This window comes from Geobacter sp., from assembly GCF_030834625.1.
In the GTDB taxonomy this organism is placed as follows: domain Bacteria; phylum Desulfobacterota; class Desulfuromonadia; order Geobacterales; family Geobacteraceae; genus Geobacter.
On record NZ_JAUQXO010000075.1, the window covers coordinates 91,555 to 112,730 of the forward strand.

General features: G+C 63.3%; 19 protein-coding genes. 8 read left to right on the top strand and 11 right to left on the bottom strand.

All coding sequences use genetic code 11. From position 1 onward, the window contains the following. The first annotated feature begins 48 nt into the window (after nt 1-48). Nucleotides 49-1,806, top strand: a complete 1,758-nt coding sequence (locus RCH91_RS18170) for a flagellar hook-length control protein FliK (RefSeq protein ID WP_306536405.1) — start codon at nt 49-51, stop codon at nt 1,804-1,806. Then, nucleotides 1,793-2,077 carry an EscU/YscU/HrcU family type III secretion system export apparatus switch protein gene (locus RCH91_RS18175; RefSeq protein ID WP_306536406.1) on the top strand — a complete coding sequence of 95 codons (285 nt, stop codon included), beginning with the start codon at nt 1,793-1,795 and terminating at the stop codon, nt 2,075-2,077. The genes RCH91_RS18170 and RCH91_RS18175 overlap by 14 nt, the downstream gene beginning before the upstream one ends. A gap of 62 nt (nt 2,078-2,139) precedes the next feature. Here the strand turns inward: RCH91_RS18175 and RCH91_RS18180 are convergent, their stop codons facing one another. Together RCH91_RS18180 and RCH91_RS18185 are read right to left on the bottom strand one after the other, a co-directional pair. Then, on the bottom strand, nt 2,140-3,126 hold the full coding sequence (locus RCH91_RS18180; RefSeq protein ID WP_306536407.1) for a TIGR01212 family radical SAM protein: 987 nt from the start codon (nt 3,124-3,126) through the stop codon (nt 2,140-2,142). Beyond that, nucleotides 3,123-4,058 carry a helix-turn-helix transcriptional regulator gene (locus tag RCH91_RS18185; RefSeq protein WP_306536408.1) on the bottom strand — a complete coding sequence of 312 codons (936 nt, stop codon included), beginning with the start codon at nt 4,056-4,058 and terminating at the stop codon, nt 3,123-3,125. Before RCH91_RS18185 ends, RCH91_RS18180 begins: the two co-directional genes overlap by 4 nt. Nucleotides 4,059-4,205: 147 nt before the next feature. Between RCH91_RS18185 and RCH91_RS18190 the strand changes: the two genes are divergently transcribed. The 3 genes from RCH91_RS18190 (at nt 4,206) to RCH91_RS18200 (ending at nt 7,510) form a co-directional block, all read left to right on the top strand. After that, nucleotides 4,206-4,493 carry a cytochrome c3 family protein gene (locus RCH91_RS18190; RefSeq protein WP_306536409.1) on the top strand — a complete coding sequence of 96 codons (288 nt, stop codon included), beginning with the start codon at nt 4,206-4,208 and terminating at the stop codon, nt 4,491-4,493. A gap of 132 nt (nt 4,494-4,625) precedes the next feature. After that, the gene (locus tag RCH91_RS18195; RefSeq protein ID WP_306536410.1) at nt 4,626-4,898 is read left to right on the top strand and encodes a cytochrome c7; all 273 of its coding nucleotides are present in this window, start codon (nt 4,626-4,628) and stop codon (nt 4,896-4,898) included. A gap of 92 nt (nt 4,899-4,990) precedes the next feature. Next, complete coding sequence (locus RCH91_RS18200; protein WP_306536411.1) at nt 4,991-7,510, top strand: helicase C-terminal domain-containing protein; 2,520 nt, start codon at nt 4,991-4,993, stop codon at nt 7,508-7,510. Here RCH91_RS18200 and RCH91_RS18205 read toward each other — a convergent pair. Together RCH91_RS18205 and pckA are read right to left on the bottom strand one after the other, a co-directional pair. Continuing rightward, the gene (locus tag RCH91_RS18205; RefSeq protein ID WP_306536412.1) at nt 7,491-7,946 is read right to left on the bottom strand and encodes a hypothetical protein; all 456 of its coding nucleotides are present in this window, start codon (nt 7,944-7,946) and stop codon (nt 7,491-7,493) included. The two genes, RCH91_RS18200 and RCH91_RS18205, sit on opposite strands and share 20 nt — an antisense overlap. A 171-nt stretch (nt 7,947-8,117) precedes the next feature. Then, nucleotides 8,118-9,710, bottom strand: coding sequence for a phosphoenolpyruvate carboxykinase (ATP) (gene pckA, locus RCH91_RS18210; protein WP_306536413.1), 1,593 nt, complete (start codon nt 9,708-9,710; stop codon nt 8,118-8,120). A 199-nt stretch (nt 9,711-9,909) separates the two neighbouring features. Here pckA and RCH91_RS18215 point away from each other — a divergent pair, with 199 nt between their 5' ends. Together RCH91_RS18215 and rd are read left to right on the top strand one after the other, a co-directional pair. Continuing rightward, a complete protein-coding gene (locus tag RCH91_RS18215) occupies nt 9,910-10,101 on the top strand; it encodes a ferredoxin (protein ID WP_306536414.1) in 192 nt (63 codons plus the stop codon). 44 nt (nt 10,102-10,145) lie between these two features. Next, on the top strand, nt 10,146-10,304 hold the full coding sequence (rd, locus tag RCH91_RS18220) for a rubredoxin (RefSeq protein ID WP_306536415.1): 159 nt from the start codon (nt 10,146-10,148) through the stop codon (nt 10,302-10,304). A 62-nt stretch (nt 10,305-10,366) separates the two neighbouring features. Here the strand turns inward: rd and RCH91_RS18225 are convergent, their stop codons facing one another. Next, entirely contained in the window at nt 10,367-10,546 is a 180-nt protein-coding gene (locus tag RCH91_RS18225) for a hypothetical protein (protein ID WP_306536416.1), read from the bottom strand. Between the two features lie 117 nt (nt 10,547-10,663). Beyond that, a complete protein-coding gene (locus tag RCH91_RS18230; protein WP_306536417.1) occupies nt 10,664-11,737 on the bottom strand; it encodes an alanine--glyoxylate aminotransferase family protein in 1,074 nt (357 codons plus the stop codon). Nucleotides 11,738-12,101: 364 nt separating this feature from the next. Here RCH91_RS18230 and RCH91_RS18235 point away from each other — a divergent pair, with 364 nt between their 5' ends. Next, a complete protein-coding gene (locus RCH91_RS18235; protein ID WP_306536418.1) occupies nt 12,102-13,613 on the top strand; it encodes a NapC/NirT family cytochrome c in 1,512 nt (503 codons plus the stop codon). Between the two features lie 85 nt (nt 13,614-13,698). Here the strand turns inward: RCH91_RS18235 and RCH91_RS18240 are convergent, their stop codons facing one another. The 5 genes from RCH91_RS18240 to RCH91_RS18260 all read right to left on the bottom strand — a co-directional run bounded on the left by RCH91_RS18240 (nt 13,699) and on the right by RCH91_RS18260 (nt 21,130). After that, nucleotides 13,699-13,857, bottom strand: a complete 159-nt coding sequence (locus tag RCH91_RS18240) for a hypothetical protein (RefSeq protein ID WP_306536419.1) — start codon at nt 13,855-13,857, stop codon at nt 13,699-13,701. A gap of 4 nt (nt 13,858-13,861) precedes the next feature. Continuing rightward, nucleotides 13,862-15,316, bottom strand: a complete 1,455-nt coding sequence (glgA, locus tag RCH91_RS18245; RefSeq protein ID WP_306536420.1) for a glycogen synthase GlgA — start codon at nt 15,314-15,316, stop codon at nt 13,862-13,864. A 63-nt stretch (nt 15,317-15,379) separates the two neighbouring features. Beyond that, nucleotides 15,380-16,405: a galactose-1-phosphate uridylyltransferase gene (galT, locus tag RCH91_RS18250; RefSeq protein WP_306536421.1), complete on the bottom strand. Its 1,026-nt coding sequence runs from the start codon at nt 16,403-16,405 to the stop codon at nt 15,380-15,382. Between the two features lie 13 nt (nt 16,406-16,418). Beyond that, nucleotides 16,419-18,623, bottom strand: coding sequence for a glycoside hydrolase family 57 protein (locus RCH91_RS18255; RefSeq protein ID WP_306536577.1), 2,205 nt, complete (start codon nt 18,621-18,623; stop codon nt 16,419-16,421). Then, nucleotides 18,620-21,130 carry a mannose-1-phosphate guanyltransferase gene (locus tag RCH91_RS18260; protein WP_306536422.1) on the bottom strand — a complete coding sequence of 837 codons (2,511 nt, stop codon included), beginning with the start codon at nt 21,128-21,130 and terminating at the stop codon, nt 18,620-18,622. The genes RCH91_RS18255 and RCH91_RS18260 overlap by 4 nt, the downstream gene beginning before the upstream one ends. Nucleotides 21,131-21,176: the final 46 nt, after the last annotated feature.

Below are 21,176 nucleotides of genomic sequence, written 5' to 3' on the forward strand. Positions count from 1 at the left end.
GCGGCTCTCCGCCTTCAAGTTTTTGCCGTTCCGGCCGATACGTATGACATGATCATTACCCAGGACATAGCCCGGATCGCCCAGGCCCTCCTGAAGGACACCACCGGTTCCCTTGTGGAGGCCACCTGGCAGTCCCTCACCCCCGTCCACCTGACCCCGGGGCAGATGGTCCACGGCGAGGTGATGGCAAATTTCGCCAACAGCCGCTACCTGGTACGAATCGCCAACGAGCTCCTCCGGATGGAGATCCCCCTCAACCTGCAGCCGGGACAGGCGGTGGAGCTCACCTTCGTCACCGAAGAACCGCGGCTGGTCTTCGCTCTGTCGAAATCGGGCAATTCCGCGACCCCGGTCCAGATCAGCGACACGGGGCGCTGGCTCAACACCTTGGCCCAGGGTGCCGGCGACATGCCGTCCACGGCTCCCCTCCCCCGCCCTTCCCTGGTCATCTCCGGCCCGCCCCGGGACCCGGCCCTCCTGGCCGAGGGGCTGAAAAACATCCTCACCCGGAGCGGAGTCTTCTACGAGTCCCACCTGGCCCAGTGGATGCGGGGAGAACGCCCCCTTACCGACCTCCTCCGGGAGCCCCAGGGAAATCTCTCACCCCTGGCCAGCCGCCTTCCGGCCGACGGCACCCCAACACCACCGAGCGCCCCGAATGCACCGGCCGCCCAGGCCCCGGCTCCGACATCCACCGCTCCCGCAGTTCCGGCAAACGTGCTGCCGCAGGAGCAGGCCGGCTCTCCCGCAGCTTCCCGGCCCGTGCTGCCGCAGGGGGCACCGACGCAGCAGGGGACCGAACCTCCCGCGGCCGGCCAGGTTCCCCCGCAGGGGGAAACTCTTCCCGGTACCGACGCCGCCGCCGGTACCCCGAAAGGGGCACAGACTCCGGCTGCCGAGTCCCGGGACCCGCTTCCCCATGCAGCCACTTCGCCATCGCCCCAGAACCAGCCAGCAAGCCCGGGCCGGCCAGTCGAACCGTCGGCACTCCCCCCGTCGCAGCCCCATCAGGCTGGCGGAACGTCATCACCTCTTCCGGCCACCACCACCGGCAACGCGCCGCCAGCCTCCTCCACGCAGGCCCCACCGACGCCGGCCGAAGCCCCCCAACCCAAGCCCGCCGGCGAGGGAACCGTGGGACAGACGATGACGGCTCCCGAGCGGGAGCAGACACCGCAGATCCGCGACGCCCTTCTCCCCCGGCCGACAGGGGGCGAGCGCCCCGCTCCCGTGCCGGCGCCGGATGCCCGCCCGACGGCTGAGAACCGCCCCCACCCCACCCTCCGCGACGGTACGCCGACCACACCTTCTCCCGGCAGGCCAGCCGCACCTCCCCCTCTCCCGGGCATCTCCGAGGCAGGGACACGGGTTGTAATTCCGGGCGAAACCGGGCCGGTCAACAGGGGGGGGATGGGACACCCGGCGGCGCCGCCCTCCCCGGCAGGTGTTGAGCCCCAGACCATTCCCCTTATACGGGAGCAGCTCACCACCCTCACCACCGGCGTCTTTACCTGGTTCGGCCAGGTCTGGCCCGGTCAGGACATGGAGTGGAAAGTGGAGGAGCGGGAACCGGAAGGAGGCAAGGGGGAGCGGTCGTGGCAGACGGAGGTGGCCGTGGAACTCCCCAACCTGGGGGCTGTCCGGGCAACCCTTCGCTCGGGGAAGGAAGGCATCGTCGTGACCCTCGCGGCGGAAGATGGACGGACGGCGGAGATCCTCACATTACGGCAGGATGGCCTTGAAGAGCGCTTTGGCGCCGCGGGTCTGCGGCTCGGCGGTTTTATGGTGAGAGATGGAACACAGTGAGCGGGAAAAGAAGGCGGTGGCACTCTCCTACCGGGAGGGGCAGTATGCCCCGCAGGTGGTGGCCAAGGGGCACGGGGTAACGGCCGAGGCGATCATTGCCTGCGCCCGGGAGGCCGGGGTCTTCGTCCACGAATCGCCGGCCCTCGTGAGCCAGCTCATGCAGGTAGACATCGACCACTACATCCCCCCCGAACTCTACCGGGCAGTGGCGGAACTGCTCGCCTGGCTCTACTGGCTGGAGCACGAGGAGGCCCAGGACGGTAAACGGTAACTTGGTCGTGGAGAAGTCTTTTGGGTTGTCCGCCGGGGGAATACCCGTTATCCCTTGATCGTTCACTGCAACCTGGAGGGACAGATCAGACTCTTCCGCTGGGGGATCCCTTCGGTCGACCCTTCCCTGACATTCTTCGCCACCGCCGAACCCTGCCCCGTTCCCCGCCGTTCCAGTTCGGCATCGACGGCGCCGAGCACGTCACCCTTGCGAAGCGACCAGCGCGGCGCCACCAGATGATCGGCCGGGGCGTCCCCCACAAGCCGGTGAATGACAATGCGCGGATCGAGTCGCTCCAGGAAATCGCAGACGAGCCCCACGTACTCGTCCCGCTCCAGGCACCGCACCTCCCCCCGCCGGTATATCTCCTCAAGCACTGTCCCCTTCATCACATGGAGCTGGTGGATCTTCACCCCCTCCACGCCGAGGCCGTTCAGTATCCCGGCCGTGGAGAGCATCTCCTCCCGCGACTCCCCCGGCAGGCCAAGGATGACGTGGGCGCAGACCCGAATTCCCCGCTCCCGGCTCCGGGCCACGGCGTCGGCGAAGGCGGCGAAGTCGTGCCCCCGGTTGAGGAGAGCAAGAGTCCGGTCCAGGGGGGACTGGAGCCCCAGCTCCAGCCAGAAATAGGTGTTCCGGGCGTACCCGGCAAGGAGATCGAGGACATCGGTGGGGAGGCAGTCGGGGCGGGTGCCGACGATGAGACCGGCCACGTCCGGCACCCCCAGGGCCTCGTCGTAGAGTTCCCGCAGGTGCTCCACCGGCGCGTAGGTGTTGGAGTAGGGCTGGAAGTAGGCGAGAAACCGGGCGGCGCCGTAGCGGCGGGCGAGAAATTCCTTCCCGTGGAGGAGCTGGCGGGTGACGGAGAGTTCCGGCCTGATGCCGAAGGAACCTGAGCCCTTGCCGCCGCAGAAGATGCAGCCGCCGGTGCCGGCCGCGCCGTCCCGGTTGGGACAGGTGAAGCCGGCATCCACCGATATCCGCTGGACCCGGCAGCCGAAGACCCGGCGCAGCTCGTCGGAGAAGGCGGTGTAGCGCCGACCGCTCACTTGACCACCTCGAAGATCTTCAGCTTCTCGTTCCAGGTGTATCCCGCGCTGCTCCAGATGGTCTCGATGGTCTTCCAGTCGAGGCCGAGCCCCTTCATCTCCTCGCTCAGGTAGTAGGCGGGCATGATCTCGTTGTCGTCGATCTTCCCGTCGCCATTGGTGTCGGCCCAGTGACGCCCGTTCACCGTGAGCCTTCCCATGCCGCCAATGGTTCCCCTGCGGGTGGCATTCCCGTTAGCCAGGACGATCTCGCCGCCGAATTCGGCCTGCTGCCCAAGGGGAAACTCCCGGGGTGCCAGAAGGGTATAGGAGATGGTGACCGGTTCAGCGCCACCGGGAACGAGCCACTTCACCTCCCGCTCCCCCACCTCTCCGGTCACGGGGGGATTGGAGCTGACGAACCGCCAGCCGGCCGGTATCCGCTCCTTGACGATGAATCCTCCACCCGTGGCGGCCCGTCGTTCCACCTTCACCTGAACCGGCACGAGCTGCCCCGGCGCGCCGAAGAGGGGAAGCGTTCTGATTGCCGCAAGTTCGACCGCTCCCCGGCGCGAGAAGACGATCACGACAAGTAACGCCGCCAGGAGGGTACCGAGCCCCGCGGCAAGGACCAGGGGGGCGAGGCGCTGACGGCGGGTCGAAGGAAGGGGAGCGGCTTCCGGCTCCGGTTCGGGTGGTGCTGGCTCCTCCTGCCGGAGGATCTCCTCGAGGGGAACCTCCAGGGCCGTCGCCACCTTCTCGGCGTTGTCGCGCTTGATGGTGGGATAGCGGTTGTTCTCCCACCGGGAGATGGTGTCGGTGGTGACCCCCACCACGCTTGCCACGTAGAGCTGGGTCAGCTTCTTGGCTTCACGGATCCTCTTTATGGCCGTCCCGTCGATGGCAACGATGGGCGGTGCGCTCCGTTCACTTTTCTCGGCTGGATTCTCCATGGGAAGGATTGTAACAGGTTTTCGGACGGGCACGGAAGCATTTTGCGGCACGATGCCGGACGGCCCATCCAAGGCAGGAAACTTGCAAAAGGGATTACCGACCCGGGCACCATGCCCGAACAGAGCTACTCCCAAGGAGCGAACGCGATGCAGTGGAACAACTGGTCAGCAGCAGCGGCAGCGGCAGTGATCCTCGGCGCCGGAGCGGCCGGCGCCATCGATACCATCACCTATCCGAACCGGATCGGCCTGGTGAGCTTCCCCCACAAGAAGCACCAGGATGCCCTGGGCCAGTGTCGGGGATGCCACGAAAAAGGGCCGGGAAAGATCGACGGCTTCGACAAGGTGCTGGCCCACGGCAAGGGATGCAAGGGGTGCCACGAAACCATGAAGATTGGACCAACCCTCTGCAAGGGATGTCACCGGGGGGGCTAACAGGCTGATTTTTCGTTCATGACGACCCGACATCGGGTCACATTCCGCTCGATATCGATACCAGAGTCATGACATACGCCCTACACTGTACCCATGCGGTTGCACCACACACACGCCGAAAGGAGATGAACCATGAAGAGACTGATTGCAGCAGCGGCCCTCACCATTTTCACCGCAGGGGCGGCCCTGGCGGCCGACACCCTGACCTTCGAGGCCAAGAACGGCAACGTGGCCTTCGACCATGCGAAGCACAAGCAGGTCGTCGGCGACTGTAAGTCGTGCCACGAAAAGGGCCCCGGCAAGATCGAGGGGTTCGGCAAGGACTGGGCCCACAAGTCGTGCAAGGGATGCCACGAGCAGAAGAAGGCCGGCCCCACCAAGTGCGGCGAGTGCCACAAGAAGTAACGGCTACAACAGCGACAGCAGGAGAGAGGGGCGGAGCGATCCGCCCCTTTTTTCGTTGCCCGCCCCCGTCAAACCCGTTATCCTCCCCCTCCATGAAGCGCTATTTCTCAGAGCAGGCAATCCTCGACATGCGGGCCGCCATCGCGGCGGCGGGGGGAAACGAAGTATTCTTCCTGGGGCGCACCGACGAAAACCGGATCGTGGCCGAGGTGGAACCCCTGGCCCGGGGGAACCGGGACGCTGTCGCGGCCGTCATGATCGCCACAAGCTTCGGCGACGTGGTTATCCACAACCACCCGTCGGGAAACCTCGACCCCTCCCAGGCCGACATCGAGATCGCCTCCCTCCTGGGAAACCAGGGTGTCGGCTTCTCCATCGTGGACAACACCGTGGAGCGGTGCTACCAGGCGGTGGCCCCCTTCGCCCGGCGGGAGACGGAGCGGCTCTCCTTCCCCGAGATCGAACGGATCTTCGCCCCGGCCGGGGTCCTGGCCGCGAACCTCCCCGGCTACGAGCACCGGGAGGAGCAGCTCCGGATGGCCTTTGCCGTCACCGAGGCCTTCAACGACGACCGGGTGGCGGTCATCGAGGCCGGCACCGGCACCGGCAAGTCCCTCGCCTACCTGGTGCCGGCGGTCCTCTGGGCCATCCGCAACAAGGAGCGGATCGTCGTCTCCACCAACACCATCAACCTCCAGGAACAGCTCATCAAGAAGGACATCCCCTTCCTCCAGCGCCACGCCGGGGTCCAGTTCCGGGCGGTCCTCGTCAAGGGGCGCTCCAACTACCTCTGCCTCAGGAAACTTGCGGGAATAATGAGCGAGCCCTCCCTCTTCGCCGACGACCCGGCGGCCGGGGAGCTGGAGGCGATCATCGCCTGGAGCGAGAAGACCGTCGAGGGGTGCCGCAGCGACCTCTCCTTCATCCCCAAGCCGGAGACCTGGGAGGAGGTGGCCTGCGAGGCGGATCAATGCGGCCGGATCAAGTGCCCCTTCTATGCCCGCTGCTTCTTCTACGGGGCCCGGCGCCAGGCAGCCAGCGCCGACGTCCTCGTGGTGAACCACGCGCTTCTCATGGCCGACGTGGCCCTGCGCCAGGAGACCGGCTACCGCTCCACCGCCATCCTCCCCCCCTTCGAGCGGCTCATCGTGGACGAGGGACACCACCTGGAAGACGTGGCCACGGGGCACCTCTCCTCCCAGGTCTCCCGCCAGGGGGTTCTGAAACTCCTGGGGCGGCTCCAGAACCCCCGCAAGGCCCAGCGGGGGCTCCTCCCCCAGCTGTCGGCCCAGCTCTCCCGGGAGGTGCCGGTGGAGCTGGACGACCTCTACCGGGAGCTGGCCGAGCGGCTGGAAGAAAAGCTCATCACCCGCAGCCAGGACCTTGCTGCCGGCGCGGTGCGCGCCATGGACGCCATCGGCCTCGCCCTCCTCGCCCACCTGAAGGGAAAGGGGCCGGAAAACGGCGAGCGGAAGCTCCGGATCACCCCTCCCCTCTTCGGCTCGAAACTCTGGCAGGAGACCGACGATGAGGCCCGGGAGCTGGCCGCGGACCTGAACAGCTTCGTGCAGGAGCTGAAGGAATTTCTCACGGGGTGCGGCCGGCTTCCCGAAGGGGTCCAGGAGAAGCTCTCCGGCCTCCTCGTGGATCTCCGGGGAGTTACGGGACGGCTCGAAGCTCTGGCCGCGGACCTTCTCTTCTTCATCGGCCGGGACGGCGAGGTCTGCCGCTGGTTCGAGGTGAAAAAGGGGGCCAAGGGGATGGCGGTGCGGCTCTGCGTCTCCCCCCTGGAGGTGGCCGCCTCCCTCAAGCGGACCGTCTTTGACGCCTTCCGGACCGTGGTCGTCACCTCGGCCACCCTGGCGGTGGGAGAGACCTTCGACTACCTGGAGGGACGGACCGGCATCGGGCTCCTGGACCGGGGGCGGGTGACGGAACTCCTCCTGGCCTCCCCCTTCGACTATGAACGCCAGGCCTTCGTCGGCATCCCCGCCGACCTCCCCGAGCCTACGGTCCGGGGCTTCGAAGAGGCCCTGGAGGTGGCCCTCCACAAGGGTCTCGCCATCTCCAACGGCCACGCCTTTGTCCTCTTCACCTCCTACGACCTCCTGGCCCGGCTCCACGGCCGGATGGCGGAGCCGCTGCGGCGCCGGGGCCTCACCCCCATGCGTCAGGGGGAGATCAACCGGCACCACCTCCTGGCCCGGTTCCGGAAGGAGCCCAATGCCGTCCTCTTCGGCACCGACTCCTTCTGGGAGGGGGTCGACGTGCAGGGAAAGGCCCTGGAGCTGGTGGTCATCACGCGGCTCCCCTTCAGGGTCCCCACGGAGCCGATCCTGGAGGCCCGGGCCGACCACATCGCCCTTCGGGGGGGGGACCCCTTCATGGAGTACACGGTCCCCCAGGCGGTCATCAAGTTCAAGCAGGGATTCGGCAGGCTGATCCGGAGCCGGGAGGACCGGGGTGCGGTCCTTATCCTCGACAGCAGGGTCCTTTCCAAGAACTACGGAAGGTTTTTCCTCCGGTCGCTCCCGCCGGTGAAGCTGGCCAGCGGCGGGAGCGGGGAGGTATTCGGAGAGATGGAGCGGTTTTTCAGCTCTTCGCCTTCATGAGCTTTTTCGCGGCGTAGTTGAAGCACTGGAAGTAGGTGAGGTACGACAGAAGGAACACGGCGAGGATCATGAACTGGATCTGGGGGGCGGCCGGGGCCCGCAGGGAGAAGGTGAAGAAGAAGATGATCAGGGCACCCTTCAGGATGTCACTGAAAACCCGCTTGCGGCGCAGGGCCTGCTGCTCGTCGGCCGAGAGCCCCGCAGCGGCCGTCGCCACCTCCCGCTGGGCATCCCCAAGGGCGAACTTGTAGACGGGATAGAAGAGGATCAGCTGGAGCACCACCACCCGGATGATGCTGTTCAGGAAGACCTGGGACGGCACCTTCCCCAGGAGCACGTAGGAGGTGCCGGCAAGGAGCACCAGGAGAAAGGCCTGGACGAATCCGTGGATAACCGTGAGCTTGCGCAACCGGGTAAAATCAAACGTCTGTGCCATGAAAACTCCCGCCAAAAGATGAGTGACGCGCCGAGCGGTCGACGCATACCTTAGCAAATAAAATGTCGTTTTACAATACTGCAGAATTGTTCTGCTCTGTTTATTTCACAAAAAAGGCTCCCTGACCGGGAGCCTTTTTTCGTTCGTCCATTGCGCAACGTGGGGAAAATCCTACATGCCCCCCGCCACCTCGGCCGAGACGTGGGGACGGTACTGCTCGAAGTTCTTGCGGAAGCGACCCACGAGCATGGCGGCGGTTTCGTCGTACCTGGCCTTGTCGGCCCAGGTGTTTCTGGGATTGAGAACCTCGCCGGGAACGCCGGGACAGGCGGTAGGGATCTCCAAACCGAAGAACTGATCCTTCTCGAAGGCTCCGGCGTTGAGGGTTGCGTCGATGGCGGCGTTGACCAGCGCCCGGGAGTAGGCGATCTTCATGCGGGAGCCGATGCCGTAGGGGCCGCCGCTCCAACCGGTGTTCACGAGCCAGCAGTTCACTCCATGCCGGGCGATCTTCTCGCCCAGGAGTTTGGCGTAGACGGACGGGTGGAGCGCCATGAACGGGGCGCCGAAGCACGTGGAGAAAGTGGCCTGGGGTTCGGTGATCCCTGCCTCGGTGCCGGCAACCTTGGCGGTGTAACCGGAGAGGAAGTGGTACATGGCCTGGTCGGGGGTGAGCCGGGCGATGGGGGGAAGGACCCCGAAGGCGTCGCAAGTGAGCATGACGATAGTGGTCGGATGCCCTCCCATGCCCGATTTCACGATGTTCGGGATGTGGGTGATGGGATAGGAGGCCCGGGTATTCTCGGTGAAGGAGTCGTCGTTCAGGTCGATGCGGCGGCTCACGGTATCGATGGCCACGTTCTCGAGGATGGTGCCGAAGCGGCGGGTGGTCTGGTAGATCTCCGGCTCCGCCTCGGGGGAGAGGTTGATGATCTTGGCGTAGCATCCCCCCTCGAAGTTGAAGACGCCGTTGTCGTCCCAGCCGTGCTCGTCGTCACCGATGAGCCGGCGCCGGGGATCGGCGGAAAGGGTGGTCTTGCCGGTGCCGGAGAGGCCAAAGAAAACTGCCACGTCGTCCTTATCCCCCACGTTGGCGGAGCAGTGCATGGAAAGGATGTTCTTCTGCTGGGGGAGGAGGTAGTTGAGGATGGTGAAAATGGACTTCTTGATCTCACCGGCATAGCTGGTGCCGCCGATGATGACGACTTTTTTCTCGAAATTGACGATGATGAAGGTCTCGGTGTTTGTGCCGTCAAGGGAGGGGATGGCGTGGAAACTGGGGAGGTCGATGACGGTGAATCCGGGGGTGAAGTCGACCAGCTCCTCGGGGGTTGCCCTGACGAACATGTTGCGGGCAAAGAGGGAGTGCCAGGCCCGCTCGGTGATGACCCGGACCGGGAGGCGGTGGTCGGGACTGCAGCCGGCAAAGCATTCCTGGACGAAAATGTCCTTGCCGTGGAGATAGGCCATCATGCGGCTGTAGAGGGCGTCGAACCTGGCAGGGTCGAAGGGCTGGTTCACCTTGCCCCAGGCGATGTAGTCCCGGCTGGAGGGTTCTTCGACGATGAACTTCTCGTTGGCTGCCCGGCCGGTGTAATGGCCGGTCTTCACCGCCACGGCACCAAGATGGGTCACGAGCCCCTCCCCCAGCTTCACGATCTGCTCGTAGAGGACGGCAGTCGGGGGGGTCCAGTAAATGAGGTTCGCGTTGGATATCCCGTGCTCTTCGAGCCCGGTACCTCTGGTGATGTCGTTCAGTCTCACAGTCGTGACCCTCCCTATGATTATTGATTTATTCTTATGCGACAATGAATCATTTTACTATATCAAAAAAAACAAAAGATTCAGGAATGATCGCATTTCAGGAACGAAAGCAGGCTCCTCTCTGGCCCAAAAAGCCGATTGACAGAGGGTTAGCCATTGCTACAATTGGGGGCATCCGACTTTCAAAGGGGGGAAAACAATGGCACGAACGCCATGGGTGGACCAAGAGGCGTGCATAAGCTGCGGACTCTGCGCATCGATCTGCCCCGGGGTATTCCGTTTTGCCGAAAATGGCAAATCGGAAGTCTACGATCCGGCAGGGGCTTCGGAACAGGAAATCCAGCAGGCCATCGACGGCTGTCCGGTCCAGTGCATCAGCTGGAAGGAATAACCTCGACTGATCGAAAAACAAGACGAGAAAGGAGAGCGAACCTCATGCAATCATGGAAATGCACGATCTGCCAGTACCTCTACGACCCGGCGACGGGAGACCCGGAAAACGGGATCGACCCGGGGACCCCCTTTGAGGAACTGCCCGACGACTGGGTCTGCCCCATCTGCGGAGCAGGGAAGGATATGTTCGAGCCTGCCTGATGCTGTGCCGGCAGTGCCGGCACACTCGACCGGAAAGCCTCCCTTCGCAGGGAGGCTTTTTCCTATTCCGCCTTTTTCCCCGCCTTGATGACATCTATCTCGGGGGTTCCCTTCACGACCCTGACCCGCCAGACAAGGCCGCACTCCCCGCACTCCTTGACAGGGGACTCCTCCGCCGAGAACCCTTCGGAATGGATGTCAATCTCCACCGACGTTCTGTTACCGCAATTGGGACATTTCATCGTTTTTCTCTCCTTTTGCCGGATTTCTGTCCACGTGACTCGGGCAGGACCAGCGACTCGTTCATCACCGCACAGTATAGCAGAGCAGGGCGAAAAGTCAGTCCGATGCATCACCCATTAACCAAGCACCGCGAGACATTCATCGATCACGCCGAGAAACTCCTCCAGGTCTGCCCGCTGCATATCCCCCATGTGGGGGATCCGGAAGGTCTTCCCCTTTATTTTGCCATACCCGTCGTCAAAGGCAAAGTCCCGCTCGCCGAGCATTTTCTTGAGGGCAGCAAGATCAGTGCCGCGGGAGTTGACAGCGCAGGTGAGGGTCACGGAACGGTAGGGCTCCTCGGCGAAAAAACCGTAGCCCCGGTCCGACACCCAGCCGCGCACGAAGTCGGCCATCTCCCGGTGCCGGGCCCAGCGCCGATCGAGCCCCTCGGCGAACATCCGCTCAAGCTGCTTGTCCATGGCGTAGATCAGGGATATGCAAGGGGTGGAAGGGGTGTTGTTCTTGGCGTCGTTTGCCTCGAACTCGAGGAAATCGAAATAGTACCCCCGTCCCTCGACGGTGCGAGCCCGGGCTAGGGCCTTCTCGCTCGCCGTGAATACGGCAAGGCCAGGGGGAAGCGCGAAGGCTTTCTGGACGCCGAAGATGCAGCAGTCGATGCCGAGCTCATCCACCGGAATCGGGAGTGCGCTCATGGAGGAAACGGTGTCGATGATGGAGACCACGTCGGGATATTTCCGGAGAACCGCGGCGATCTCCGGCAGGGGGGACATGACGCCGGTGGAGGTTTCGTTGTGGATGAGGGTGAGACTGTCATATTTGCCGGTGGCGAGAGCCTCATCGACAAGCTCCGGGGTGATCGGCTTTCCCCAATCGACCTTCACCGCATCGGCCTCCTTGCCGCAGCGGCGCGTCACGTCGTGCCACTTGTCGGAAAAGGCACCGTTGCAAAAATTGACGCAGCGGTTGGCCACCAGGTTGCGCACCGCCCCCTCCATGACGCCGAATGCGCTCGATGTGGCGAGAAAAACCCGTCCCTCAGTAGCGAGGAGCTTCTTGAGACCCGCCGTCACCCTGCCGTGCAGGAGAGCGTACTCCGCCATCCGGTGGCCGACCATGGGGGTCGCCATCGCCTGAAGGATGTCGGGATGGACCTCGACCGGTCCGGGAATGAAGAGTTTTTTTGCCATGGGTGGTCTCCTGGGGTTGGGGGATAGTGAACTGGATACGGGGAGGGTGCCGGGGGACACGGACGGTTCGCTGAAAGCCCGCCATTTCTGGTATCCAGAGTCCCTCGAAGCTAGCAAAATCTGCTTCACCTGTCAAGGGATGCGCAGGCACGGCAAACCGCCATTTTAAGAACCCATTCATCTTTATGAGGTTCCGGCCACCGACCACAACCATCTCTGTCAGAAAACACTTTTTGCCAGGGCAAATTTTTTGGGTTTGACAAACTGAACGGTATGATTGTAGTGTTATGAGCTTTAGATTCAATCGTGTTTACATTCCGCACCACCAGGCGATAAAAAAGCGTTTTATTTTGGAGGAAAAGGTATGGCTTTGCGCAAAACGGCAGGTTATCTCTGGAACCCGATCAGCCTCATCGGCCTTATTCTCGCCGTCGCGGGCACCGGTCTCATCATCGCATTCCTCGCGATGGAGATGATCACCGGGTTCGATCACCCCTACATCGGCCTTCTGACCTACTTCGCCTTCCCTGGCATGCTTATCTTCGGCCTGCTCCTGGTTCCCGTGGGTGCCTGGCAGATCCGACAGCGGAGACGCTCGGAGGATGAAGACATCCCCCCCTATCCGCGTATGGATTTTAATGACCCCCACAAGCGGCGCCTCTTCATCTTCTTCTCGCTGGCCACCATCATCTTCGTCCTGATCGTCTCGGTTGCCTCCATCCTCGGCTTCCACTTCACCGAGTCCACCACTTTCTGCGGCGAACTCTGCCATACTGTCATGGAGCCCGAGCACACGGCCTGGAAGAACTCTCCCCACGCCAAGGTCAAGTGCGTGGAATGCCACGTGGGCCCCGGCGCCCAGTGGTTTGTCAAGGCGAAGATTTCGGGTCTCCGTCAGGTCTGGGCAGTGCTTGCACACACGTACCCCACTCCCATCGAGACTCCCATTGAGAACCTGCGGCCGGCACGGGATACCTGTGAACACTGCCACTGGCCGGAGAAGTTCTATGCCGGTCGCCAGAAGGTGTTCTACCACTACGCCCCCAACAAGGAAAACACGCCGCGGGAGACCAACCTGCTGATCAATATCGGCGGCACACCCAAATCGCCCAATGCCCATGGAATCCACTGGCATATCGGCACCGAGGTCTACTACATCGCCCGCGACAGAAAGCGCCTCGACATCCCCTACATCACCGTCAAGCAGAAGGATGGCACCTTCGTGGAGTATATGAGCACCGAAAAGCCCATCACGAAGGACGAGATCGCCAAGTCCAAGAAGCGGCTCATGGACTGCACCGACTGCCACAACCGGCCGACCCACATCTACAAGTCACCGGGACAGGAGATGGACGAGCATATCGTCTCCGGCCTCATCGATCCGTCGCTCCCCTTCATCAAGAAGCTGGGGGTCGAAATTCTGGAGAAGCCCTACAAGACCAAGGAAGAGGCAATGACGGCCATCGGCGCCAAGCTTCCCGAGTACTACGCCAAGAACTTCCCCGAGGTGGCCAAGAGCAAGGCGGCGGGCATCAATCAGGCGGTGGATCAGATAAAGGACATCTACTCCCGGAACTTCTTCCCGGAAATGAAGGTATCCTGGAACACCTACCCGAACCATATCGGCCACTTCTACACCCCAGGCTGCTTCCGTTGCCACGACGGCAAGCATAAGACAGCGTCAGGGAAAGTGATCTCTAAGGACTGCAACCTGTGCCACACGGTCATCGGCCAGAAGCAGGAGAATATCCCGGCCGGCAAGGACGTCAAGGAATTCGTCCATCCGGTCGACATCGGCGACGAGATCATGAAGACCAACTGCAGTGACTGTCACATGGCCGGCGACGAAGACGTGCCGGGTGGCGGCAAGCACTAGGCACGCACGCCCGATTTACCATAAAAAAATCCCCCGGAGGTTCGCCTCCGGGGGATTTTTTTCGGCATCTGTTACTGAGTGGAAACTACAATTCCTCGAAAACGTCCTCGTCCTTCGCCTCGTCCGCCTCGTCGTCAGGCTCGAATTCCTCGTCCATGACCCGGTCGAGGAATTTGCGGTTGTTCTCGATCACCTTGCGGATCTCCCTGCTCAGTTCATCCAGCTCGTTCCGTTCGTCACCCATCCCCTTACCCCCGCTTCTTCTCCACACATTGGCGGTAGAGTTCCTCGTACTTGTCGGCGGCATGGCGCCAGGAAACGTCTCGCAGCATACCACGCCGCATGATCTTGCGCCATCCCTCCCGGTCACGGTAGGCAGCCAGAGCCCGCTGGATCGCATCCCAGCAGGACTCGCCATTGAAGTCGCTGAATGAAAACCCATTTCCTTCCCGGGGGTTACCGGTGACATCGATGACCGTGTCGGCGAGGCCGCCGGTCCGCCGCACGATCGGCACCGTACCGTAGCTGAGAGCAATGAGTTGGCTCAGGCCGCATGGCTCGTAGCGCGAGGGCATGAGAAACATGTCGCATCCGGCATAGATCTTCGGCGCCAGGGGCTCTTTGAAACCGAGGTTGATGGAGACGTTCTTCACCCCCCGGTTCCTGAATTCGTAGAGCTGGTGCATGAGACGGAGATCGCCGGTGCCGAGAATCACCACCTGCACCTCCTCGGCGGCAAACCGGGGGAGGAGATCGATGACAATGTCGATCCCCTTCTGTTCCACAATGCGCCCCACCATCCCGATGAGGGGGACCGACGCCGCCACCTTCAATCCCAGCTCCCGCTGGAGCTCCCGCTTGTCGGCCCCCTTACCCGCAAGGGACTTGGTCGAATAGTTCCGAAAGATGCGCCGATCCAGGGCAGGGCTCCATTCGTCCGTATCAAGACCGTTCAGAATACCGACAAGGTCGGCGCGCCGCTCCATGAGGACCCCTTCCAGCCCGCACCCCTGCTCCGGAGTCAGGATCTCCCGGCAGTAGGTTTCCGAGACAGTCGTGATGGCGTCGGCGGAGAGGATCGCCCCCTTCATGAGGTTGACGCGGCCGTAGTATTCGAGCAGATCCGTGGTGAACAGCGAGGTGTCGAGCCCCATCTGCGGGAGGGCTTCGGCAGGAAACAGCCCCTGGTAGGCCAGGTTGTGGATGGTGAAGACGACCGCGGTGCGGTTGAAGAACGGATCATCGCCGAACTCGTTCCTGAGGATGACGGGAATGAGGGCCGCCTGCCAGTCGTGGCAGTGGATCACGTCGGGGCGAAAGTCCATCCGCTTCAGAAACTGGAGTACGCTCCGGCAGAAGAAGGCAAAGCGCCGGGGGTTGTCCGGGTAATCACCCTCGGGGGTGCCATAGAGGTGGTCCCGTCCGAAGAAGTCCCGATTCTCTATCAGATAGACCGGCACGTCCCCCAGGGATGTCTGGCGCAGAAATCCCTTGTGGAGCTCCCCCCCCAACTCAACCTCGGCACTCTTGCGGGCCTTGCGCACCGGGAACTCACCGGAGGCGACCCCCTTGTAGAAGGGGATGGCGACCCTGACATCGTGCCCCATCCGCCGGAGCTCCTTGGGGAGGGCGGCAGTTACGTCGGCCAACCCGCCGGTCTTGGCAAGGGGGGCAACCTCGGATGCAACCTGAAGGATTTTCATCGGCAGGCCTCTCATTGACTCAAGCTCTGAACACTACGGTAAATTCGTCCTCCGTGCCTCTCCCTACAACTCCGCCCCCCTGAGGAACGCGGCGGCATCCTCCGGCGAGGTGGGGTTGATAAAGAAGCCGGTCCCCCACTCGAAGCCGGCGATGGGGGTAAGTCGTGGCACCAGCTCGATGTGCCAGTGGTAGTCGTACTCGATGGAACTCCAGAACTCGGGCTTGCCAAGTCGCGGTTGCGGAGGAGGTGCGGTATGGAGGATGAAGTTGTAGGGGGGGTCCTTGAGGAGGCTCTTGAGCCGGCCGAGCATGTCCTTAAGGGCCACGGCCAGCTCGGCCAGCTCGCCGTCGGTGGAAAGCGCGAAGTCGTGGGAGTGCCGCTTGGGGTAGAGCCTCAGCTCGAAGGGGAAGCAGGAGGCATAGGGGGTCATGACCACGTAGTTGCCGAACTCCCGGACGATCCGGTCGCCGCTCTGGAGCTCGAAATCGAGCAGGTCGCAGAAGAGGCAGCGCTCCTTGTTGGCATAGTGCTCCCGGCAGACCCGCAGCTCGGTGGCCGCCACCGGGGGAATGAGGGGTACGGCGATGAGCTGGCTGTGGGAATGGGAAAGGGTGGCGCCGGCCCGCTGCCCGTGGTTCTTGAAAAGGACCATGTAGCGGAACCGGATGTCCTGGCGCAGGTCCAGGAAGCGGGCCCGGTACGCCTTGAGAACCTCCGTGATTTCGGCAGGGGAGAGTTCGGCCAGCCCCCGGTTGTGGTCCGGCGTATCGATGATGATCTCGTGGGCGCCGATGCCGTTCATGACGTCGTAGATGCCATAGGCGCGGCTGTTGAGCTCCCCTTCGATCCGGAGCAGCGGAAACCGGTTCGGGATCGCCCGCACCTTCCAGCCGGTGGTGTTCGCCTCGCCGGACGGCCGGACCGCGTAGACCTCGGCGGGGGTCTTGTCTTCATTGCCGTAGCAGAAGGGACAGCTGGTCATCTCCGAGGGCTCGGGGTCCACGAGAAAATCCCGGGGCCGGCGCCCCCGGTCGGTGGCGATAATCACCCAGTGCTGCTTGAGGGGGTCCCATCTCAGTTCGGACATTGATCCTCCGTTGTCATATCAGCCAGTTCTCCATATCGAGATCCGGCCCCACATAGGTCAGGACGAGGGGCGAATCGGCGGGCCAGCGGCCGAACTCCTCCCCTTCGCGGACAAGGGTCACGTAGGCGAAGAGCTTCCCCTTCGGTTCAAGGCCGAGGGGACCAAGGGGGACCGCCACCTCACAGATCCGGCCAATCTCCCAGCGGCAGAGGGCCCGGTCCTTCTTCCACCCCTTGGCCCCCTTGACCATGAGCTCCCCCGTCCGGGCGGCGGAAGTCATGTCGAGGCGGCACTCACTCCCGGCCACCAAATAGAGATGGAGGGCGTCCCCCTCCAGGAGGGCCCGGTCAAAGGGCGAAGGGCTGTCGAGGCGGATATAGAGGTTATCCCGGTCGAAGCCGTAGAAAAACGACTGGAGCAGGCTCTCCGCAGCGTGCATGGCCGACGCCTGCTTGGTGAGATCGAAGAGCCCCGCCGCCAGCCATTCGAAATAGTCATCCACCTTGCCGTTGATGGAGGGTGTGATGAGGGCCGCCGGCTCCCGTACGAGCCCCGCGGGGGTAAGCTTCTTGATGGGCTCGTAGAGCTCCCGGGGAACGTCCAGGTCGAGAAGACGGTAGACGTTCATGAGGTGCTTGCGGAAGAGCCGGTCGAAGCGGTCGCTGTGGGCAGAGAAGTGATCGTCGCCGTACCACCAGAACCAGTCGCTCCCCTCGGCGGCATAGAGAGACGTGCAGACGAGCCGGGCAATGCGCTCCGCGTCGGTCCCCTCCCCTTCCCACTCTCCCCCCACGGCCATGAGGTCGGCCACCAGGGGACTGGCGGTGATCGCCGCCTCCCGGGCCCGCTCCAGATAATCCCACCCCTGGTTCTCCTCCGGGTGGCCGACCCAGATGCCGTAGTCGCCGTTGATCCAGGACCCGGGATGGATATGCTCGATGACCCGCCGCTCCGGCTCCCGGGCCAGGAGCTCGGAGCAGGTGACCGCTTCGATCCCCTGGGCGGCCGCGGTGGCTCCATAAAGGCCCCGGAGGAAGTCATAGCCGTTGTCGGGATAGTATTCCCAGGCGTTCTCGCCGTCGAGGATGACCGGCACCACCCTCGCTCCGGGGACGCGGTCCCGGATCCCCCGCAGCCTCCCCATGAAGTCATTCACCGCCCGGGACGGTTCCCAGGAGGAGTAGGTGAAGCCGATCAGGTCCGACAGGAGGTGATCCCGGAAGAAGGCCTTAAGCTCCCGGGCGCCATGGCGGAAGGTATAGGGATGGTAGAGGTCTCTCCGGCCGGGGCCAAGCCCCCCGGGGAGCGTTCGGGCCAGGATTTCCTCGTCGGTAGCGATCCACCGGATTCCGCAGCCGGCAATGATGGCGAGGGCCTCGTCACTCACCGACCCTTCCGACGGCCACATCCCCACCGGGGCGAAACCGAAGATCTCCCGAAAGCGGGCGATCCCCCGGCTTATCTGGCTCCGGGCGTCCTCCGGGTGGCGGAAGCGGGCGGCCGGAAGGTTTACCCGCGGCATGGCGGTGCTGGCCGCCTTCATGTCGCACAGAAGCGGCAGAATCGGGTGATAGTAGGGGGAAACGGCCAGCTCCGCCTTACCCTCCGCCTGGAGTTTTGTGTAGAGGGGGATGATCCCGTTGAGGATGTCGGCGTGGCGGTTGAAGAGAAGCGCCTTGTCATCCTCGGTGAAGTGGCGCCCCTTCCTCACCAGCTCCTTCAGCTCGGGATAGCGGCGACGGGCCGCCTCCCCGGTCCAGGCCAGGAAAAACCAGACCTGGAGGTCCAGGAGGTCCTGGTCGCTGAAGAGGCGGTGCCGCTCCCGGCTCCTCACCCTGGTCCCGTCACCGGCCAGGTGGAGCAGCTCCAGGTAGCGGCGGTTCGGCTCGATGAGCCGCTGGCGGTTGGCGGAAAAGAAGTTCTCCAGAACGAAGAGCCGGTCCTTCTCGGTCATGTCGGCCGGCGCCATCCGCCCCCGCATGAGCCAGGGGTCGACGGCCGTCCCGGCGGCATAGTCGAGGATCTGATCCAGGAGCGACGGCACCAGGTTGAAGACCGCCCGGGCCCCGGGGGTGTCGTCCACGATGGCCGCCATGTCGTAGTAATCCTTGACGGCGTGGAGATAGGTCCAGGGAAGGGCGTACTCACCCTTCACCGGGTCCTTGTACCAGGGCTGATGCATGTGCCAGACGAATATGACGGAAAGGGGCGTGCTCACTGCAGTTCCCGTTTCCACCCCTCAACCTTTTTCTTGTACTCATCAAGAAGCTTCTGGGCCGTCTTGGCGTCCCGGGCCTCAGCCACAATGTGGACGTAAGGCTGATACTGGTCGGGAAGTACCAGGGCCCAGTCCTCGCCGAAGTGGACCTTGATTCCGTCGATGAAGCTCGCCTCCTTGTCGAGGCTGTCCTCGCTCATCTTCCGCATGACCCCCCCCTTCATGTCCCATACGCATGAGACCCGGGTCTGGAGAAAGGCCCGCTGGGGGATCTCCGCCGCCACCTTGGAGATGGGGAGCCCCCCCTTGGCCACCAGCTCGATGGTCTTGGCGATGGCGAACAAGCCGTCAAAGGCGGCCTGGAACTTGGGGAAGGCGAAGCGGCCGTCCATGGTACCCGCAAGGATAACCTCGGAGGACTGGGTGGCCTCGATCATGGCCCGGTCGGCGCTCTTGGTGCGGGTGACGGCGCATCCGCGTTCCTGGGCCATCCGCTCGATGGCCGACGGCGCCGAAACCGGCACCGCGAAAAGCCCCTTCTCGCCGGAGCGAAGTGCCAGCCCCACCATGAGCGGCAGGAGATCGGCCCCTTCGTAGACCTTGCCGGCCTCATCCACCACGATGACCCCCTCGGTGCCGGGGTCGAGCCAGAATCCGGCGTTGGCCTCCAGGGTGGCGACGATCTTGGAGAGCTGGCTCAGGCTCTGCTTACGCTCCGACACGGCCTGGACCCCCCGCTCTTCGTCCACGTAGGCGTTGAGGCTGATGACCTCGCACCCCATCTGGGTCAGGATGCCGGGGAGGAGCTGGCTGGCCGAGGAGTGGTTGAAGTCGATCACCACCTTGAACTGCTTCTTCTGGAGGGGCGACTTGCCGATGGCGTGGAGGAACCCCTCCCGGTAGAAATCCATCACCTGCTGGGGTATCTCGGCCAGGGCGCCCGGCTCCGTGTGGTGGGCCCGGCGGAAGTTCTCCTTGAAGAAGATCCGCTCCACGTTCTTCCCCATGGAACTGGAGAAGTCGAGTCCGTCGCTGTCCAGAAAGACGATCTCGGTGGATGCGGGGTCGTCGAGGGCCTGGCGGAAAAAGAGCCCCCCCGCCTCGCCGAAGGTGCGGAGCTTGTAGCGCAGAACCGGCATCGGCACCATGGTCAGGTCACGCACGCTGATGCCTGCGGAGAGGAGCCCGCCGATGAAGCTCCTTTTCAGCATCCGGCACGAGCGGTAGGCGTCGCGGCCCGAGATGACAAAGCTCCCCTTGGGGAGGGTGGTGCCATAGGCACAGCCCAGCTTGGCCACGAACTCGGGCGTGAGCTCCATGTTGGTGAGGCCCTTGACCATGGCCCCCTCGAAGAGGGCCTTCTTCCACTTCTCCCCCCATATCAGGTTGCCGGTGACGGTGGCCCCCGCCTCGATCACCTTCCGGGGCCAGATCTTCACGTCGCGCTTGATGTAGGCCTCTTCGCCGATGGAGGTGTCGTCGGCCACGATGACACCCTCTTCCATAACGACCCCATGCCCCACCCTCACGTTGCTGCAGAGGACACTGTCGTGAAGCTTTGCCCCCTTCTTCACGTAGACGTTGTCCCAGATGACGCAGCGGTTGAGGCGGACCCCCGCCTCGATGGTGCAGTTGCGGCCGATGACCGTGTCCTTGATGTGGGCGCTCTCGAAGACCTGGGAGTTGTCGCCGACGACCACCGTCCCCTCCAGGGTAATGTGCTCGTCAAGGTTCACGTCGGAGCCGAGCCGCAGGTCCTTCCCCACCAGGTCCTGTTTCGTCTCGTCGATCTTCACGTTCACCTTCCCCTTGAAGATGTCGTGGTGGGCCTCACGGTAGGAGTCGGTGTTGCCGATGTCGCGCCAGTACCCCTTGGCGGTGTAGCCGAAAAGGGGCTTCTGCTGCGCCAGGAGCTTCGGGAAGAGATCCTGGGAGAAGTCGTAGTTCTCCTCGGGGGGGATATGGGTAAAAATCTCCGGCTCGAAGACGTAGATGCCGGTGTTGATGGTGTCGGAGATCACCTCGCCCCACCCCGGTTTCTCCAGGAACTGGGTGATCCGCTTCTCCTTGTCGGTGATGACGACGCCGAACTGGAGCGGATCCTTCACCGAGGTGAGGGTGATGGTGGCCAGGGCCTTGTTGTCCTCGTGGGAGTCTATGATCTTCTGGAGATTGAAGTCGGTCAGGAGGTCGGCGCTGATGACGAGGAACCGTTCGTCCAGGAACTTTTCGGCACACTTGACCGCGCCGGCGGTCCCCATGTCCTGGAGCGGGGTCACGTAGGTGATCTTCACCCCGAAGTCGGTGCCGTCCCGGAAGAAGTTCTTGATGACCCCCGGCTGGTGATAGAGGAGCATCACGAGGTCGGTGATCTCGTATTTCTTCAGCAGTTCCACGATGTGGAGCATGATGGGACGGTTCAGCAGCGGAATCATCGGTTTCGGGATGCTGCTCGTCAGGGGCTGGATGCGGGTGCCGAACCCGCCGGCCATAATGACTGCTTTCATGGGATGCTCCTTTTATATGGTTATAGTATCGAGCGAGGGAGCGAGG

What these genes read in the sequence shown, in the direction of transcription:
- RCH91_RS18170 (WP_306536405.1), top strand. Translation starts at nt 49, where the DNA reads ATGATCATTACCCAGGACATAGCCCGGATCGCCCAGGCCCTCCTGAAG.
- RCH91_RS18175 (WP_306536406.1), top strand. Translation starts at nt 1,793, where the DNA reads ATGGAACACAGTGAGCGGGAAAAGAAGGCGGTGGCACTCTCCTACCGG.
- RCH91_RS18185 (WP_306536408.1), bottom strand. Translation starts at nt 4,058, where the DNA reads ATGGAGAATCCAGCCGAGAAAAGTGAACGGAGCGCACCGCCCATCGTT.
- RCH91_RS18190 (WP_306536409.1), top strand. Translation starts at nt 4,206, where the DNA reads ATGCAGTGGAACAACTGGTCAGCAGCAGCGGCAGCGGCAGTGATCCTC.
- RCH91_RS18195 (WP_306536410.1), top strand. Translation starts at nt 4,626, where the DNA reads ATGAAGAGACTGATTGCAGCAGCGGCCCTCACCATTTTCACCGCAGGG.
- RCH91_RS18200 (WP_306536411.1), top strand. Translation starts at nt 4,991, where the DNA reads ATGAAGCGCTATTTCTCAGAGCAGGCAATCCTCGACATGCGGGCCGCC.
- RCH91_RS18205 (WP_306536412.1), bottom strand. Translation starts at nt 7,946, where the DNA reads ATGGCACAGACGTTTGATTTTACCCGGTTGCGCAAGCTCACGGTTATC.
- RCH91_RS18215 (WP_306536414.1), top strand. Translation starts at nt 9,910, where the DNA reads ATGGCACGAACGCCATGGGTGGACCAAGAGGCGTGCATAAGCTGCGGA.
- rd (WP_306536415.1), top strand. Translation starts at nt 10,146, where the DNA reads ATGCAATCATGGAAATGCACGATCTGCCAGTACCTCTACGACCCGGCG.
- RCH91_RS18225 (WP_306536416.1), bottom strand. Translation starts at nt 10,546, where the DNA reads ATGAAATGTCCCAATTGCGGTAACAGAACGTCGGTGGAGATTGACATC.
- RCH91_RS18230 (WP_306536417.1), bottom strand. Translation starts at nt 11,737, where the DNA reads ATGGCAAAAAAACTCTTCATTCCCGGACCGGTCGAGGTCCATCCCGAC.
- RCH91_RS18235 (WP_306536418.1), top strand. Translation starts at nt 12,102, where the DNA reads ATGGCTTTGCGCAAAACGGCAGGTTATCTCTGGAACCCGATCAGCCTC.
- RCH91_RS18240 (WP_306536419.1), bottom strand. Translation starts at nt 13,857, where the DNA reads ATGGGTGACGAACGGAACGAGCTGGATGAACTGAGCAGGGAGATCCGC.
- glgA (WP_306536420.1), bottom strand. Translation starts at nt 15,316, where the DNA reads ATGAAAATCCTTCAGGTTGCATCCGAGGTTGCCCCCCTTGCCAAGACC.
- galT (WP_306536421.1), bottom strand. Translation starts at nt 16,405, where the DNA reads ATGTCCGAACTGAGATGGGACCCCCTCAAGCAGCACTGGGTGATTATC.
- RCH91_RS18260 (WP_306536422.1), bottom strand. Translation starts at nt 21,130, where the DNA reads ATGAAAGCAGTCATTATGGCCGGCGGGTTCGGCACCCGCATCCAGCCC.